The sequence below is a fragment of the Streptomyces sp. NPDC107528 genome (assembly GCF_055639295.1).
The window spans coordinates 421,297-437,782 of the sequence record NZ_JBVKAV010000008.1; the positions used below are offsets into that span (position 1 = coordinate 421,297).

12 protein-coding genes, 2 tRNA genes and 1 pseudogene are annotated in these 16,486 nt (G+C 69.8%); 10 read left to right on the top strand and 5 right to left on the bottom strand.

The window, feature by feature from the left end; genetic code table 11:
• Positions 1-188: 188 nt before the first annotated feature.
• A complete protein-coding gene (locus ACZ7L5_RS26850; protein ID WP_328881638.1) occupies positions 189-770 on the top strand; it encodes a biotin transporter BioY in 582 nt (193 codons plus the stop codon).
• A 198-nt stretch (positions 771-968) separates the two neighbouring features.
• Here the strand turns inward: ACZ7L5_RS26850 and ACZ7L5_RS26855 are convergent, their stop codons facing one another.
• Complete coding sequence (locus ACZ7L5_RS26855) at positions 969-1,697, bottom strand: hypothetical protein (protein WP_471519430.1); 729 nt, start codon at positions 1,695-1,697, stop codon at positions 969-971.
• Positions 1,698-1,938: 241 nt separating this feature from the next.
• Between ACZ7L5_RS26855 and ACZ7L5_RS26860 the strand changes: the two genes are divergently transcribed.
• Positions 1,939-5,280 carry a serine/threonine-protein kinase gene (locus ACZ7L5_RS26860; protein WP_471519432.1) on the top strand — a complete coding sequence of 1,114 codons (3,342 nt, stop codon included), beginning with the start codon at positions 1,939-1,941 and terminating at the stop codon, positions 5,278-5,280.
• A 127-nt stretch (positions 5,281-5,407) separates the two neighbouring features.
• Here ACZ7L5_RS26860 and ACZ7L5_RS26865 read toward each other — a convergent pair whose 3' ends face one another.
• On the bottom strand, positions 5,408-6,889 hold the full coding sequence (locus tag ACZ7L5_RS26865; protein WP_471519434.1) for an amino acid permease: 1,482 nt from the start codon (positions 6,887-6,889) through the stop codon (positions 5,408-5,410).
• A gap of 217 nt (positions 6,890-7,106) precedes the next feature.
• On the opposite strand from ACZ7L5_RS26865, the gene ACZ7L5_RS26870 reads away from it, so the two are divergent.
• Both ACZ7L5_RS26870 and ACZ7L5_RS26875 read left to right on the top strand, forming a co-directional pair.
• Positions 7,107-7,592, top strand: a complete 486-nt coding sequence (locus tag ACZ7L5_RS26870) for a ribose-5-phosphate isomerase (protein WP_471519436.1) — start codon at positions 7,107-7,109, stop codon at positions 7,590-7,592.
• Positions 7,593-7,829: 237 nt separating this feature from the next.
• Positions 7,830-8,639, top strand: a complete 810-nt coding sequence (locus ACZ7L5_RS26875) for an Fpg/Nei family DNA glycosylase (protein ID WP_471519438.1) — start codon at positions 7,830-7,832, stop codon at positions 8,637-8,639.
• Between the two features lie 40 nt (positions 8,640-8,679).
• On the opposite strand, the gene ACZ7L5_RS26880 is transcribed toward ACZ7L5_RS26875, so the two are convergent.
• Entirely contained in the window at positions 8,680-9,951 is a 1,272-nt protein-coding gene (locus ACZ7L5_RS26880) for a GNAT family N-acetyltransferase (RefSeq protein ID WP_471519440.1), read from the bottom strand.
• A 162-nt stretch (positions 9,952-10,113) separates the two neighbouring features.
• Here ACZ7L5_RS26880 and ACZ7L5_RS26885 point away from each other — a divergent pair, with 162 nt between their 5' ends.
• Both ACZ7L5_RS26885 and ACZ7L5_RS26890 read left to right on the top strand, forming a co-directional pair.
• Entirely contained in the window at positions 10,114-11,298 is a 1,185-nt protein-coding gene (locus ACZ7L5_RS26885; protein WP_363041246.1) for a PP2C family protein-serine/threonine phosphatase, read from the top strand.
• Positions 11,299-11,375: 77 nt separating this feature from the next.
• A complete protein-coding gene (locus ACZ7L5_RS26890; RefSeq protein ID WP_443052577.1) occupies positions 11,376-11,840 on the top strand; it encodes an HD domain-containing protein in 465 nt (154 codons plus the stop codon).
• Positions 11,841-11,845: 5 nt separating this feature from the next.
• Here ACZ7L5_RS26890 and ACZ7L5_RS26895 read toward each other — a convergent pair whose 3' ends face one another.
• A complete protein-coding gene (locus tag ACZ7L5_RS26895) occupies positions 11,846-13,048 on the bottom strand; it encodes an acyltransferase family protein (protein ID WP_471519443.1) in 1,203 nt (400 codons plus the stop codon).
• Between the two features lie 540 nt (positions 13,049-13,588).
• On the opposite strand from ACZ7L5_RS26895, the gene ACZ7L5_RS26900 reads away from it, so the two are divergent.
• Positions 13,589-13,783, top strand: coding sequence for a hypothetical protein (locus ACZ7L5_RS26900; protein WP_030044846.1), 195 nt, complete (start codon positions 13,589-13,591; stop codon positions 13,781-13,783).
• A gap of 133 nt (positions 13,784-13,916) precedes the next feature.
• Positions 13,917-14,306 (top strand): annotated as a pseudogene (locus ACZ7L5_RS26905) (protein kinase family protein); the annotation flags it as partial.
• A gap of 290 nt (positions 14,307-14,596) precedes the next feature.
• Here the strand turns inward: ACZ7L5_RS26905 and ACZ7L5_RS26910 are convergent.
• Positions 14,597-14,670 (bottom strand) — tRNA-Gly (locus ACZ7L5_RS26910).
• A gap of 131 nt (positions 14,671-14,801) precedes the next feature.
• Here ACZ7L5_RS26910 and ACZ7L5_RS26915 point away from each other — a divergent pair.
• Both ACZ7L5_RS26915 and tig read left to right on the top strand, forming a co-directional pair.
• Positions 14,802-14,878 (top strand) — tRNA-Pro (locus tag ACZ7L5_RS26915).
• A 206-nt stretch (positions 14,879-15,084) separates the two neighbouring features.
• Entirely contained in the window at positions 15,085-16,479 is a 1,395-nt protein-coding gene (tig, locus tag ACZ7L5_RS26920; RefSeq protein WP_471519445.1) for a trigger factor, read from the top strand.
• Positions 16,480-16,486 lie beyond the last annotated feature (7 nt).

Sequence of the window (16,486 nt, forward strand, 5' to 3'; positions counted from 1 at the left end):
CCGGCCTGTGAGCTGAACGTCCCCGCCTCAGTGACCGGCGTCACCTCGTACCCGGTGTAACCCCCACCCTTTGTCCGGAGCCCACCAACCCCGTGATCCGCCCTTTGTCGACTACTGACGGTGATGGGCATGCACACGCTGGGATAGCGTCACAGCGTCCCGTACTGCCCTCACCCCGCGGAGTCCCCATGAGCACCGCTGCCGCCGCCCCCGCCCGCACCGGACAGGTCCTCGCCGACCTGCTCCCGGCCTCCCGCGTCCGCGACATCGCGCTCGTCGTCGGCGGTGCCGCGCTCACCGGCCTCGCGGCCCAGATCGCCGTGCCCGTGCCGGGCTCCCCGGTGCCGGTGACCGGCCAGACCCTCGCGGTGCTGCTGGTCGGCACGGCCCTCGGCGCCGGCCGCGGCTTCCTCTCCCTCGCGCTGTACGCGCTGGCGGGCATCGCGGGCGTGCCGTGGTTCGCGGACGGCACCTCCGGCGCCGCGGCCCCGTCCTTCGGCTACATCCTCGGCATGATCCTCGCGTCCACCGTCGTCGGCGCCCTGGCCCGCCGCGGCGCCGATCGCACCGCCCTGCGCACCGCGGGTGCCATGCTGCTGGGCGAGGCGATCATCTACGCCGTCGGCGTCCCCTACCTGGCCCTCGCCACCGGCATGTCGGCGACCGCCGCGATCGCGGCCGGCCTCACCCCGTTCCTGATCGGCGACGCCCTCAAGGCGGCCCTCGCGATGGGCGCGCTGCCCACCGCCTGGAAGTTCGCCAACCGCTGAGGCCGTAGTTCTCACGAAAGAGGCTCGCCGGGTCGTACTGCACCCGGGCGAGCCTCTTCGTGTTCCGCGTCGGAGAGGCCATTTTCTGAGCCGGAGTGGACCATTTCCGTGCCGGACGGGCCCAGTCGCCTCTCAGCCCCCTGTCTCAGCCCCCTGTCTCAGCCCCCTGTCTCAGCCCCCTGTCTCAGCCCTCCTGTCTCAGGCCTCCTGCGATCGCCGAGGCCGCCGCAGTTGAGACCACCACAGCCCGGCCGCACCGGCCGCGATCAGCGTCGCGCCGGCCGCGCCGAGCGGCAGGACGTCCCGGCCGAGGCCGGTCTTGGGCAGTTCGTCGGCGCCCGGAGCGACCGGCTTGTTGTCGGTGCCGAGCAGCAGCGGGGTGGCCGGAGCATCCGGTGACGGGTTCGTCGTGCCGAACGGCACCGGGCCCTGCTGCCAGTACGTCTTCTTGCCGTCACCGGGCTGGACGGGCAGACAGATCTTGCCCTCCTTGCCGAGGTCGTACGTCGCGTCCACGGCATACGACTTCGAGTCACCGGCGGGGAGATTGTCGACGGGGCAGGCGAAACCGCTGTTCGAGCCCTCCGGAAGACTGTTTTTCTCGATCGCCGAGCAGCCCTCGACATTCTTGACCGTCAGGCCGTCGAACCCGACGACCAAAAGCTGGATCTTTCCGCTGTCCTTGGTCCCTTCGTTTTTGACGGTGGCAGTGATCTCGGTTTCCTGCGAACTGTTGTTCACCGAGATTTTCTCGGGCAGTTCGGTGGTGAGCTTCACGCCCGCCGGTGCCTCGTCGATGACCTTTCCCCCCTTGCTGCTCCCGGGTCCCTGGTCATCCGCACTGGCAGTGAAGGAAAGGATCATCACTACCGAGAAAGATGTCGCGACCAGCGATCCCGCGATGGCCGTCGTGCGACGAGAACTCATGTTCGTCCCCCTTGCCTGCGCCTGAATTCGCAGTACTTGAAGAGGTACCACAAGATTTCTCCGCACTATGCTGGTACAGCCTGAAGTGTGACCATTGTGTTTCAATGGCGAATGTCTGGTGCGGCATCGAGGGGGGTGCAGTGGATTGCCGGGGAATATGGGAAATACGAGGAGCGGTGGGGTTCCAGGTTTACTGGTGACGGGGCGCTATCGACTGGTCGAGAGTATCGGCCAGGGGGGAATGGGGCGTGTGTGGCGAGCGGTCGACGAAATCCTTGATCGTCTGGTCGCCGTCAAGGAAATGCGCATCGACGGCCTCGACCCGGAGGACACCCGCACACGCCGCGAACGCACCCTGCGTGAGGCGAGGGCGACGGCAAGGATCGACCACCTCAACGTCGTACGGGTCTACGACGTGGTCGACGAGGGCGAACGCCTGTGGATCGTCATGGAGTTGGTGGCCGGCCGCTCCCTGGAACGCATCATGGCGGAGGAGGGCCCGCTCGGCCCGTGCGAGACGGCCCGGATCGGCATCGGCCTGCTCGCGGCGCTGCGCCAGGTCCACGACCGGGGGGTGCTCCACCGTGACATCAAACCGGGCAACGTCCTGGTGGAGACGGAGGTGGCACGCGGGCGGGGCCGGGTCGTCCTGACGGACTTCGGCATCGCGGCGATCCAGGACGCGAAGGCGCTCACCATGGTCGGCATGCTGGTCGGGTCGCCCGACTACATGGCCCCCGAGCGCATCTCCGGGCGCCCCCAGGGCCCGCCGTCGGACATCTGGTCCCTGGGCGCCACCCTGTGCGCGGCCCTCGCCGGCCGTTCCCCCTTCTCCCGCGACACGACCCTCGCGACCCTGCATGCGGTCCTGTACGAGGAGCCCGAACTCCCGCCCACGGCAGGCCCCTTGCGCAACATCCTCGCCGCCCTCCTGGACAAGGACCCCACCCTCCGCCCCGGCCTGGACGCCCTGGAAACGGCCCTCCAGCCGGTGGCCTTCCCGGCACCCACCCCGACGATGCCGGTGACACCACCGGCGCCGGTCATGGGTGCGCCGGGGGGTGGCGAGCCAGAGACCATGGCGGGGCCTGGGGGGTCGGGCGCTGGGGGTGCCGCTGGGCCCGGTGACTTGGACACCGAGGGCGCTGCCGATTCCGGCGCGTTGGACGCGGGGGCTGCTGCGGGCTCCGGGTGGTTGCGCGTGGGAGCTGCCGACGGCCCCGGCCAGTTGGAGGCTGGAGCCGGCGCCGGGCCCGGGCGGTTGGACACGGATGCTGCCGACGGCTCCGGGCGGTTGGACGCCGAGGGCGCTGCCGATTCCGGTGTGTTGGACGCGGGGACTGGTGCCGTCCCTGGGCGGTGGGGCGCTGGGGCCGGCGCCGGGCCTGGGCGGTTGGACACGGATGCTGCCGACGGCTCCGGGCGGTTGGACACGGATGCTGCCGACGGCCCCGGGCGGTTGCACGCGGAGAGCGTTGCCGATTCCGGTGAGCTGGAGGCGAGGACTGCTGCGGTTCCCGGGCGGTTGGACGCGAGGCCTGGCGTCGGCCCCGGGCGGTTGGACGCCGAGGGCGCTGCCGGGCCAGGTGCGTTGGGTGCGGGGACCGCTACTGGCTCTGGAGTGCTGGGCGAGGGGACCCCAGGTCCCGCCCGTGGTGCGGCACCCGACCCAGCCCCGCCGAGCACGTCCGTGCCGGAAGCCGGCCCGGCGGTCGGCGCGGGGCCCGAACCGGTGCCGCGTTCCGAGCGGGACGCAGAGCATGGGCCTGAAGCAGTACGGGGCTCTGGCCTCGTACGGGGCCCTGACTCCGTACGAGGCTCTGATTCCGTATGGGGCTCTGGCTCTGACCGCGGCTCCGTCTCCGCACCCGGCTCTGGGCCCGCGTCGGGCTCCGACTACGCACGTGGCCCTGATCCCATGCGCGGCTCTGAACCCGCGCCGGGCTCCGACTCCGCAGGCCACTCTGCACCCGTACCGGGCTCCGACTACGCACGTGGCCCTGATTCCATGCGCGGCTCTGAACCCGCGCCGGGCTCCGACTCCGCAGGCCACTCTGCACCCGTACCGGGCTCCGACTACGCACGTGGCCCTGATCCCATGCGCGGCTCTGAACCCGCGCCGGGCTCCGACTCCGTACGCCACTCTGCACCCGCACCCGGCCCCGACCCCGCACGCAGCCCCGACTCCGCACGAGGCCCGGCCCCTGGACGAAGCCCCGCCCCTGTACGTCACAGCGGACCCGAACCCATACCCAGCCCGCCCCCTGAACCTGCCCGCCCCGAGTCTCAGCCCGAGCCCGAGCCCGAGCCCGAGCCCGAACGCGGCGGCGCGGCCCCGGACTCCGTCGCAGCCACCCCCGACCACCCCGCATCGGCAACGCCGACCCCTCACCTCCCCTGGAACCCGAAGTCCCCGGGGGAATCGCCCACCCCGGCCTACCTGGAGACTCCCCGCGTCCCGACCAGGCCCGATCCCCGGCAGCCGGTCGACGTACACGACGCCATCCCGCCACCGCCGCCGAACCCCACACCCACACCCACACCCACCCCACCCCTCACCCCAACCCCGACCGCTCGCGTCCCGGCCGCACCCGAGGCCAAGGCGCCCGCGACCGAAGCGGCCGCCGCTGCTCCCTCCAACGGCACCCCGCCCCCAGCGGCGGAGGAGCCCCCTCGTGCCCCCAACGCCTCCACCGAGCTCGCCACCCGGGCCAGTTCAGAGGTGCGCTCGCCCACCCCGGCCGGCGATTCCGTTGGCGCGGCTCCCCGCCGCAACGGCGTCTCCCTGGTGCGCTCCGAAGCGGTGACCGAGCAGCGGCCGGCGCCGGGGCCGGGGCCCGCACCCGGCGGCCCCGGTACCGGCCCCGGTACCGGGCCCTACGGCGCCAGGCCTCCCACCCCTCCCGTCATGCCGCCCGGCGAACTCCCCGGCCCCGCCGCCCCGGCCGAACGCCGACGCGGGCGACATCGGCGTACGACTCTCATCGCCGCCGTCGCAAGCGTCGCCGCCGGCGCCGTCGTGGCGGTCGTCCTGGTGGCCAACTCCGGTTCGCCCGAGGACGACAAGGCAAGCTCCTCCCCGTCACCCCTCGCCTCGGCCGCGTCGTCCCCGGGCGCCGGCCCCTCGTCCACGGTGGAGGGCACGTCGAGGCCGCAGAGCCTGCCGCCCGGCGCGCGCCGTGAGGCGGGCGGGTTCGCGTGGGCGCCCCCCGAGGGCTGGCAGCGGGACGTCAAGACCGGGTCGGAGGTGCACTACACGTCACCGGACGCCAAGCAGGAACTCGCAGCCAAGTCCTCCCTGGCCCGCAACGACCTCATGGACTCCTGGCGGAAGTCGGAGCAGAACGCCCAACAGGGCCGGGACTACAACAAGATCCGCCTGGAGCGGACGACGTTCCGCGGACACCCGGCGGTGGTCTGGGAGTACACCTTCACCCTCAACGATCTCCCTTGGCACGCCCGGCTGCTGGGCTTCACGGTCGACGGGAAGTCGTACCAGATCAACACGTGGTACCAGCCGGACATGGAAGAGCAGGCACTGAAGACCTACGAGAAGGTGAAGGGCAGCTTCACCGTGCTGTGAGCACAAAAGCCGAGGGGCCCTCGGAACGCGCAAGCGTCCCAAGGGCCCCTCGGCCTGTTTCTCGGCTTGTTCTCTCAGCCCCATTCTCAGCCCGAGGCCGAGGGGGGCAGAGGTCAGCCGGTCCGGGTCAGCCGGTCTTGACCTCGTCGCGCGGCGCGTCCGACGCGGCAGCGCCCTCGACACTCGCGGGGCCGTGTCCGCCGCGCACCTTCTGCTTGATGAAGGCGACGGCCAGCACGAGCGCGGCCACGAGCAGCGACAGCAGCACGGTCTTGCGGCCGTCGTGCTCGGTGTCGGTGAGCATGTAGCCGAGGACGAACACGATCAGCGCGGCCGTGGCCCAGGTCAGATACGGGTACAGCCACATCTTCACGACCAGCTTCTCCGGCGCCTCGGCCTTGATGATCTTCCGCATGCGCAGCTGCGAGAAGCAGATGGCCAGCCAGACGAACAGGGCGACGGCACCGGAGGAGTTGACCAGGAAGAGGAAGACGGAGTCCGGGAACTTGTAGTTGAAGAACACGGCCACGAACCCGAACGCGACGGACGCGAGGATCGCCGTACGCGGCACGCCGTTGCCGGTGGTGCGGGCGAAGGACTTCGGCGCGTCCCCGCGCTGGCCGAGGGAGAAGGCCATACGGGAGGCGGTGTAGAGACCGGAGTTGAGGCAGGACAGCACCGAGGTCAGCACGATGAAGTTCATGATCTGACCGGCGTGCGGGATGCCGAGGGAGTCGAGCGCGGCGACGTACGAGCCGTCCTCGGCGATGGACTTGCTGTCCCAGGGCAGCAGGGCCACGACGACGAAGATCGAGCCGAGGTAGAAGACGGCGACACGCCAGATGATGCTGTTGGTGGCCTTGGTGACGGCCTGCTGCGGGTTCTCGGACTCACCGGCGGCGAGGGTGGCGATCTCGCTGCCCATGAAGGAGAAGACGACGAGCAGCACACCGGTGAGGATGGCACCGGGCCCGTTCGGCAGGAATCCGCCGTGCTCGGTGAGGTTGCTCAGCCCCGCCTGGTCGCTGTCGACGCCGGGCAGCAGCCCGAAGACGGCCAGCCCGCCGATGATGATGAACGCGGCGATGGCGACGACCTTGATCCCGGCGAACCAGAACTCGAACTCGCCGTACGACCCCACGGAGACCAGGTTCGTGGCGGTCAGCACCAGCATCACGATCAGGGCCCAGGCCCACTGCGGGACGGACGGGATCCAGCCCTCCAGGATCACCGCACCGGCGGTCGCCTCGACCGCCAGCACGACCACCCAGAAGAACCAGTACAGCCAGCCGATGGAGAAGCCGGCCCAGCTGCCGAGCGCGCGGTCGGCGTGGGCGGAGAACGATCCGGAGGTCGGGTTCGCCGCGGACATCTCACCGAGCATCCGCATCACCAGCACCACGAGCGTGCCGACGAGGGCGTACGAGAGAAGGATGCCGGGGCCTGCGGTGGCGATACCGGAGCTGGACCCGACGAAGAGCCCGGCGCCGATGACACCGCCGATGGCGATCATGGACAGATGGCGGTTCTTGAGCCCGGCCTGTAGACCGTGGCCGCCTGCGGCCGGTTCGGCCGGTCCGGCCGTTTTCTGAGTCGGCTGCGAAGTCATGGAACGGATTTCCTTTGCGCCGTGGTGAGCGGTTCTCGTACTAGCGGGGTGCATGAGGCGTACGAGTCGGACCAGTGAATCGGAGGAGAACGGATTCGGGAACCTTTGATTCGGGATTGTTACTTGAGGTTTCCTTGAGCTTCCATGGCCTGCGTCACAATTGACGCGATCGACACCCGGCGCTGCTGCCCTGTATCAGCCGTGTCACACTCGTTCCATGCGCGTGTATCTCGGCTCCGACCATGCGGGCTTCGAACTCAAGAACCACCTCGTCGACTGGCTCAAGGCGGCCGGCCACGACCCGGTGGACTGCGGCCCCCACATCTACGACGCCCAGGACGACTACCCGCCCTTCTGCCTCCGCGCGGCGGAGAAGACGGCCGCGGACCCCGACGCCCTCGGCATCGTGATCGGCGGCTCGGGCAACGGCGAGCAGATCGCCGCCAACAAGGTCAAGGGCGTCCGCGCGGCGCTGGCCTGGAGCGAGGAGACGGCCTCCCTCGGCCGCCAGCACAACGACGCCAACGTCGTCGCCGTGGGCGCCCGCATGCACACCCAGGACGAGGCGACCAAGTTCGTCGAGACCTTCCTCAACACCCCGTACTCGGGCGAGGACCGCCACACCCGCCGCATCGAAATGCTCTCGGCCTACGAAACGACGGGCGACCTCCCCCCGATCCCGCCGCACCACCCGCAGCAGTAGTCACAGGCCGGCACCCGAAGACGCCGGTCCGGGCATTTCAGCCGGTCTGGGGGTGCCCCCTCTGGGGGAGTTTGAGGACGAGGCCGTTCAGGCCGACAGCGGGGGTCTGGGGGCGGCAGCCCCCAGACCCGGGGTCGAAGGGGCGGCAGCCCCTGGAGGACGGGAAGGGTAGGGGCGGCGGGGGCGAAATCCCCTGCCCCGCCGCCGCAGGCACCCGCACACCAGCAAGGAGCCACCGTGCCCGAGGGCCACACCATCCACCGTCTGGCCCAGGACTACGCCACCGCATTCCTCGGCACCACCCCCCGCGTCACCAGCCCCCAGGGCAAGTTCTCAGACGCCGCGGCCCTCCTCGACCGCGCAGAACTCACCCACACCGAGGCCCACGGCAAACACCTCTTCCTCGCCTTCCGCGACACCGACTGGGTCCACATCCACCTCGGCCTCTTCGGCAAGGTCAACTTCGGCGACGCCCCCGCACCCCCACCCACGGACACCGTCCGCCTGCGCCTCGCGAACACCACCGCATACGTCGACCTCCGCGGCCCCACCACCTGCGCCCTCATCACGCACCCGGAGAAGCGGGCGATACACGACCGCCTGGGCCCGGACCCCCTCCGAGCCGACGCGGACCCGCACACCGCCTACAGCAGAATCTCCCGCAGCCGTACGACCATCGCCGCCCTGCTGATGGACCAGAAGGTCATCGCCGGCGTCGGCAACGTCTACCGCGCCGAGGTCCTCTTCCGGCACCGCATCGACCCGTACCGCACGGGCAGGGACATCACCCCCGCCCAGTGGGACGCCATCTGGACGGACCTCGTCGACCTCATGCGCGAGGGCGTCCGCAACAACCGCATCGACACCGTCAGCCCCGAGCACACCCCGGAGGCGATGGGCCGCCCGCCCCGCGTCGACGACCACGGCGGCGAGGTCTACGTCTACCGCCGGGCCAACCTGCCCTGCCACATCTGCGGCGGCGAGATCCGCACCGCCGACCTGGCCGCCCGCAACCTCTTCTGGTGCCCGAACTGCCAGACACCGTGACCGCCCCCGCGACCGGTCCCCGCGACCGGTTGACCCGGCGTCAGAACCCGTGCGGCAGCCACGGAGCCACCGCGGAAGCGAACCCCACGGACGCCTCGGACAACGCCCCCTGCCGCAGCTCCCGCACCCGCCCGGCGCCACCGAGCGCCGCCAGGCTCACGCCGCCGAGATAGGCCGCCCCCAACTCCCGTACGGACAAGGAGAGATCGGCGGCGTCCGTCGTACGCTCGCACGACGCGCCCTTGGCATCCCCCACCAGCCGCCAACGCCCCGAGTTCCAGGGGCAGAAGGCGTCCTCGACCTCGAACACGACGTCCACCGGCGCCTGATACGTCCTCGCCGCCAGCGCGGGCCCGACGTCCACCAGCCGTACGTGCAGGGCGTCCTTCACCCGTACACCGCACCGCCGGATGTCCGACACCTGGTGCTGCCACGCCTCGTCGACCGGCCGCGACCGCACCGTCACCCTGGACGTCAGGTCGATGCCGAACAGGAACCGCCACAGCGCCGCCTCCGCCGCCGGCGTCAGGGCCTGGACATCCCGCAGGTGCACGGCACCACAGGGGCCGTTGCCGTCCCACTCCGGCTTGACGCGGAAACGTGCGTACCCGACGACCTCGCCGTCCAGCTCGGCCAGCACGCACTGCAGCGGCGACGCGCCCTCCCGGTCGCTCTCCGGGTCGAGCAGCCCGAGCCGCTCCCAGCCGGGCAGCCGCGCGAGCATCCCCGGCCGGCCCGACACCTTGCGCGCGTACACCGACTCGCACACGTCGAGGACGTCGGCCGGTACGGCGTAGCGCAGACGTACGTCGTCGGTGCCGGCCGGCACCGACAGCCGCACGCGCGCGGTGTCGATCTCGGCGCTCACCTGGAAGGTGCCGACGCCGTAGCCGAACCGGCCGTAGATCTCCGGCTCGGAGGCGGTCAGCACCGCCACCGGCCAGCCCCACTCGCGTACGTCGTCCAGCTGCCGGCGCATCATCGACGTAAGGACGCCGCGCCTGCGGTGCGTACCGGCGACGCTGACCATCGTGACCCCGGCGGCGGACACGGCGGCTCCGCCGGGCACGGTGAGCCGGAAGCTGAACGCGCCGGCCGTCCCCACGCAGGTGTCCCCGTCCCAGGCGCCGAGGGAACGGTCGAGCTCGGTGAGGGAGTCCCACAACTCCCGCTCCTCGGCCGCCTCCGGCACTCCGCTGAAGGCACGGATCAGGCTGTCGTACCAGATGCCCCATTCGTCCTGCCGTAGCACCCGCAGCTCGGGGCCGGCGGGGTCTGGACGGTCGCTGCCGCTCGCACTGTCTTTCGCCATGAAACATGCCTACCAGGGCATTGCGGGACGAGCGAGGGAATTTCTCGGTGCCGACGCCAAGGCGGCTTTCCGTGAAGTTCACTGTGAAGTCGAACCTCGGACGGGGGACAAGTGGGACCTCCCGTGCCAAGCAGCTGGTCCGATGGATAGGGTCCCGAACTAATGGCAGCAGGACGAGAGCGGCGCACGGTGGCCGAGACGTTCACGGCCCGGTTGAAGATGCAGTGGCACCGGGCCCGCGTCGGCGTGCGCAGAAGTGCCGTGGACTACTTCCGCGGTGACGGCTCCGACTGGATCGCGCTGGCCGGCCTGCTGCTGACGGTCCCGCTGATCTGCGCCGTGACGATGGCCAATCCGGTGTGGTTCTCGCCGGCCGCGCTGGTGCTCCCCATCGTCGCGGGCGGACTGCTGCTGCGCCCGGCGAGCCTGCTGGGCCTGTACGCGGCGGCGGCCACCGCCCTCATCGTCGAGTCGGTGCAGCTGGGCCCGTACACGGAGGGCCCGTCCCGCGTCACCCCGGGCGTGGTCCTGGTCGTGGCGGCATGCGGCTTCTTCGGCCTGCTCATCGCACAGTTCCGCAGCCGCGTGGGCGTGCCCTGGCGGCGCGGCGGCACGATGCTCTTCGACCTGCGCGAACGCATCCGCGTCCAGAGCAAGCTGCCGCAGCTGCCGCACGGTTGGCATCGCGAGATGGCCCTGCGTCCGGCGGGCGGCCAGTCCTTCTCGGGCGACTTCGTGGTGGCGGCCCGCACCAACGGCGGCCGCACCCTGGAGGTCGTCCTGACGGACGTCTCGGGCAAAGGCATGGACGCGGCCTCCCGAGCCCTCCTCCTCTCAGGAGCCTTCGGCGGCCTGCTCGGCAGCCTGCCCCCACACGCGTTCCTCCCGGCGGCCAACGGCTACCTGCTCCGCCAGGACTGGGACGAGGGCTTCGCCACGTCCATCCACCTGGTCCTGGACCTGGACTCGGGCGACTACGAGCTCTACTCCGCGGGCCACCCCCCGGGCCTCCAGCTCAGCGCGGGCAGCGGCCGCTGGGAGGAGAAGGCCGCCGAGGGCCCCCTCCTCGGCGTGTACGACGGCGCCCAGTTCGACCCGGTGAAGGGCTCCCTCCGCCCCGGAGACGTACTGATGCTCTTCACTGACGGCCTCGTCGAAACATCGGACCGCGACATCGTCGAGGGCATCGACCGCCTCACCGGAGAGGCCGACCGCTACGTCGCCGGCGGCTTCCACGGCGCCGCCTGGCACCTCATCGAAGCGGTGGCGAAGGACGTCAACGACGACCGAGCCCTCCTACTGATCTGCCGAGAGGGCCCAACGGCCCAAACAACCCTGCCGCACTGACCGGCCCTTTGCGGCGCCGGTCCAGGCATTTAGGAAGGGCGGGAAGGGCAGGGGCGGTGGGGCGAGACACTGGACGCGTGACCGAGACCTCCAGAACGCCGCTGTCCCTGACCGCCGTAGAGGACATCGCCCGAACCGCCCACGCAACCCAGACCGACAAGGCCGGACGCCCCTACACCGAGCACCTCGCAGCCGTGGCCGAAGGCGTCCGCACGCGCGGCGGCGACGAGGACCAGATCGCCGCGGCCTGGCTTCACGACGCCGTGGAGGACGACGCCCTGACCGCCCAGTGGCTGGAAGAGGCTCCCCTGAGCCCTCGCACCAAGGCCATGGTTCTGGCCCTCACCAAGCGCCCCGGAGAACCCCCCGAGACCTACGCCGCCCGCATCCTCGAAACCCCCGGCGCACTCCTCGTGAAGCAGGCAGACCTGGCCCACAACGCCGACCCCGACCGCCTCGCCACCCTCGACGAACCGACCCGGAAACGACTGACCGAGAAGTACGCACGGATGCGCGCACTTCTCGGTCTGAAAGCGGACTGATCGGCTCAGGCGTTGACCTTCTCGCGAGCGGCGGACCCTTCCCGCTTCTCGCGCTCCCGAGCCAACTCCGCGGCGTCCCGCTTGAACGCCCACTCCATCTTCGGCTCCATCGCGAACCGGAACACCCGCTGCACGGGCGCGGTGCACAGCAGCGTCACGCCGGCGGCCGCGAGCACGGTGACGAAGATCTCGCCGAGCGGCCGCTGCAGCCAGGCGTGCTCGAACCAGCCCTGGTAGTCACCGGCCTTCACCACGAAGCCGTGCAGCAGATAGCCGTACAGCGTGCCCGCGCCGAGCGCCGTGAACCACATGTGCCGGCGCGGCACCCAAGCGAAGAAGCAGGCCGTCAGCACCAGCGAGCAGCCGAACATCGCCAGCACCATGACCGGCCCGCTCCACCACGGCGCGGCCAGCTCCTGCGCGGCGTCACGGTGGTAGAACCACGCGGTGTTCATCCGCGGCACCGCCCACCAGCCGAAGCCGAGCGCCACCGCGAACACCGGCACGGACAGCATCCGCACCGTGCGCGTGCGCACCATGTGGAAGTGCTCGGGCTTCATGCACAGGCCCAGCACGAAGTACGGCAGGAACTGCAGAACCCGCTGCAGATCCAGGTCGTCACCGATCTCCGGGGTGACCGTGCCCGCCATGGCGAGGCCGAGCGCGATCGGCAGCGGCCAGCGCACCATCTTCCAGATGGGGGTGGTCATCCGCCAGATGAACAGCGCACACAGGAACCACGTCAGGTACCACGGGTCCAGCAGGCTGATGTTCTGGCTGGGGTCGTCGTCGATCCAGCGCTTGAAGAGCGGGTAGGCCGTCTCGAAGACGATGTACGGCACGGCGACGCCGGTGATCAGCCGCTTCAGCCGGTTGGGGCTCGCGTCGAAACTGCGCGAGAAGAAGCCGGAGATGATGATGAACGCCGGCATGTGGAAGGTGTACACGACGGTGTACACGGCCTCCAGGATGCGGCTGTCGCCCTTGATCGGCTCCCAGGCGTGGCCTATGGCGACGAGCACGATCGCCAGGTACTTGGCGTTGTCGAAGAACGCGTCGCGCTGCTTGGCACCGCCGGACGCGGGTCTGTTGTCCGCCTGAGCCTTCTTGCTCTGCGGCGAGCGCGGACTCGGCAGTCCGTCCGCCGACGACTCTGCCGGGGGGAGTGGCGCTCTGTTGTGGCCGTGCGGTCGCAGCGAGTTGTTCACAGACCCTCCCACCGGAAGCCGGGGGAGTCGATCCAGGCCCTCGCTGCGCATGCGGGGGACGAGGCAGCATGGAACATCTGAGGCACCCTAGCGTTGCCTATGGGATTTCGTAAAACCTGCGAGGTCGTTCCTGGTTATTGCGTTCGAACTCGCGTGTACAACGAACGTGCACCTGGCAGACACCAGTTGGACACCCTCCTTGTCCGGATTCATCCCGACTAAAAGGTGCATATGGTCAGGAGCCGACTCCGATGGAATGATCAACTCATCCATAATTCGAATTGCCGGCGAACACGTTGTGTGTCGATGGAAACGAACCCGTCGAATTCTCTCCGCCGGAGTTCCCTCGAATTGCTGTACGGGCGCAACGCGAGAGGTGACCGCGTCCGACGCACCCGCACAGATCCGGCACAGGTGTGGCGAACGAAACGTCACGTGCCGCATAGCCAGGCCCGGTTGGTGGCACGATGGTTCTGGCGGGGGTGCGCGGGGTCGCATCCCCGGGCCGGGAGAGCGGACCGACCGAGGGTGTGATCTGTTGTGGCCATTTCGCTGTCAGTGGTGTTGCTGTTGGCGATCATCTTGGTGGTGCTGATCCGTGGCGGATCCCTGAAGGCCGGCCCCGCCGTCGTCGCCGTGCTGTTCGGCTTCTTCCTGGCCTCGACAGGCATGGCCGACGACATCCAGCGGTTCCTCAACTCGATAGCGGAGACCATCAACTCGATCCAGTTCTAGGGTCCGTGAGCGCGGCTTCCGGGGTCCCAGGGGTGGCCCGGAAGAGTACGGGTACCCTCGTTCGCGGTCGTCGAACGGTACGGAGCGGGGGCGTACGGGATGGCGCTGCGCGAGACGGACCCGACGGAGGTGGGTGGTCCACCTGCCCCGCTCCGCCACCGGCCGCCGCCTCGCCCTCAAGGTCGTGCACGCGCAGTACGCCGACGCATACCCGACCTCCGCCGCCACGGCCCCCTGCCGCAGCCGAAGTTGCGCGAACTCGCCGTCTGCCTCGCCGAGGCCCTGCGCGACGTCCATCGTGCGGGGATGGTCCACCGGGACCTGAAACCGGCCAATGTGCAGCTCGCCCAGGAGTGGAGGAGGGCGCAGCGCCCTTCATGTCCCCGGAAACAGTTCTCCTCGCCGCAGGACGTGGGCCCGGCCGCGGACACCCTCCTCCTCGGCTCGGTCGTCGCCTACGCCGCCACCGGTCACGGCCCCCTTCGACAGCCCGAGCCCTTACGAGGCAGCCCTTCGCGTCGTCGACGGGAGGTCATGACGACCCGGTTGGCCCTGGCCGACGTCAGCAACCCGTGGGGGCGCCCCATCGACGCGACCCCCGACGACATCGGCAGCAGCACGCACCACGTGATGACCTTGCGCAGAGTGACGTCGGCCGTCCTGTTCGACCGTATGGCTGTCCAAGGCCGTACGGCATCCGTTCGGTCTACACGCTGGACGTACGCAACCTCTGACCCCGGCCGTGCCTCAGGCTCCTCGGAAACGATCAGGGCCAGGCGGAGGAAACATCCTCTGACCTGGCCCTGAGTCGTATGGAGCGGGCGACGGGAATCGAACCCGCGTAGCTAGTTTGGAAGACTAGGGCTCTACCATTGAGCTACGCCCGCACGCGACGCGCCGCAGGTCAGGTGACCGCGGCACAGAAGGCATCGTAGCGGGTCGGCACCCCTCGCCGCACACCCCGTTAATGCGGGGGCCGCGCTGCCTGTGGCCATGTACCCTACGTGTCGCACCAGCACGGGGTGTGGCGCAGCTTGGTAGCGCGTCCGCTTTGGGAGCGGAAGGCCGTGGGTTCAAATCCCGCCACCCCGACCAGGACCGGTCAAGACCGGCCACATGCGCGACGACCTCGTGTGATCGCGTCCAGTGATCGCCTTTGGGGCGTGTCGCCGCTGCCGTTACTATGCAAGCTGCACGCCCGTGTGTCTCTCCATCTGATGAAGTCCTCCCGGGCGGCGAAATCCGCCGGGCCAGTCTGGTCCCGGCAGAACCCAAGAAGTCAGCCACAAGGAGACCGAACCGTGAAGAGCGCCGTGGAGACCCTGAACCCGACTCGGGTTCGGCTCACTGTCGAGGTGCCCTTCGAGGAGCTCAAGGACAGCCTCGACGCGGCGTACAAGAAGATCAACCAGCAGGTCACGGTGAAGGGCTTCCGCAAGGGCAAGATCCCGGCGCGCGTCATCGACCAGCGGTTCGGCCGTGGCGCCGTGCTGGAGGAGGCCGTCAACGACGCGCTGCCGAAGTTCTACACCGAGGCGGTCAACGAGGCCGACCTCAACGTCCTGGGCCAGCCCGAGGTCGACATCACCGAGCTGAAGGACGGCGAGACGCTGAACTTCACCGCCGAGGTCGACATCCGCCCGACCATCGAGATCCCGGACTACTCCGGCATCGAGGTCGAGGTCGACGCCGTCGAGGTCACCGACGAGGACGTCGAGAAGTCGGTCGAGCAGCTCCGCGAGCGCTTCGCCTCCACCTCCCCGGTCGAGCGTGCCGCCGAGGACGGCGACGTCGTCACGATCGACCTGCAGGCCAAGGTCGACGACGAGGTCCTGGAGGACGGTGTCGCCGAGGGCGTCTCCTACACCATCGGCTCCGGTGAGCTGCTGGACGGCATCGACGACGCCGTGAAGGGCCTGGAGGCCGGTGCCGAGGCCACCTTCGCCTCGGAGCTCAAGGGCGGCTCGGCGGCCGGCAAGGAGGCCGAGGTCACCGTCAAGGTCACCCAGGTCGCCGCCCGCGAACTGCCCGAGCTGGACGACGAGTTCGCGCAGCTCGCCTCCGAGTTCGACACCCTGGACGAGCTCAAGGCCGACAGCCGCAAGCGCCTCGAGAACATGAAGCAGTACGACCAGGCCACGCAGGCCCAGGAGCGCGTCCTGGAGAAGCTGCTGGAGCTCGTCGAGGTGCCCGTCCCCGAGAAGCTCCTCGAGGACGAGATCAACACCCGTAAGCACAACCTCGAGCACCACCAGCTCGGCCAGATGGGTCTCGACCTCGAGAAGTACCTCGAGATCCAGGGCAAGACGGTCGAGGAGTTCGACGCCGAGACCAAGGAAGCCGCGGTCAAGGGCATCAAGACGCAGTTCGTCCTCGACGAGCTCGTCAAGCAGGAGAAGCTGAACGTCAACCAGGAGGAGCTCACCGAGCACCTCATGCGCCGCGCCGCCTCCTCCGGCATGTCCCCCGACCAGTTCGCCCAGGCGGTCGTCGAGGGCGGCCAGGTTCCGCTCCTGGTCGGCGAGGTCGCCCGCGGCAAGGCCCTGGCCGTCGTCGTCGAGAAGGCCGTGGTCAAGGACACCAACGGCGAGGTCATCGACCTGGACGACGAGGACGAGACCGAGCAGGCCACGGAGACGGTGGAGGTCGCCGAGGGCACCGCCGACGCCGCCGACGAGGAGAAGTCCGAGGGCTGAGCCCACG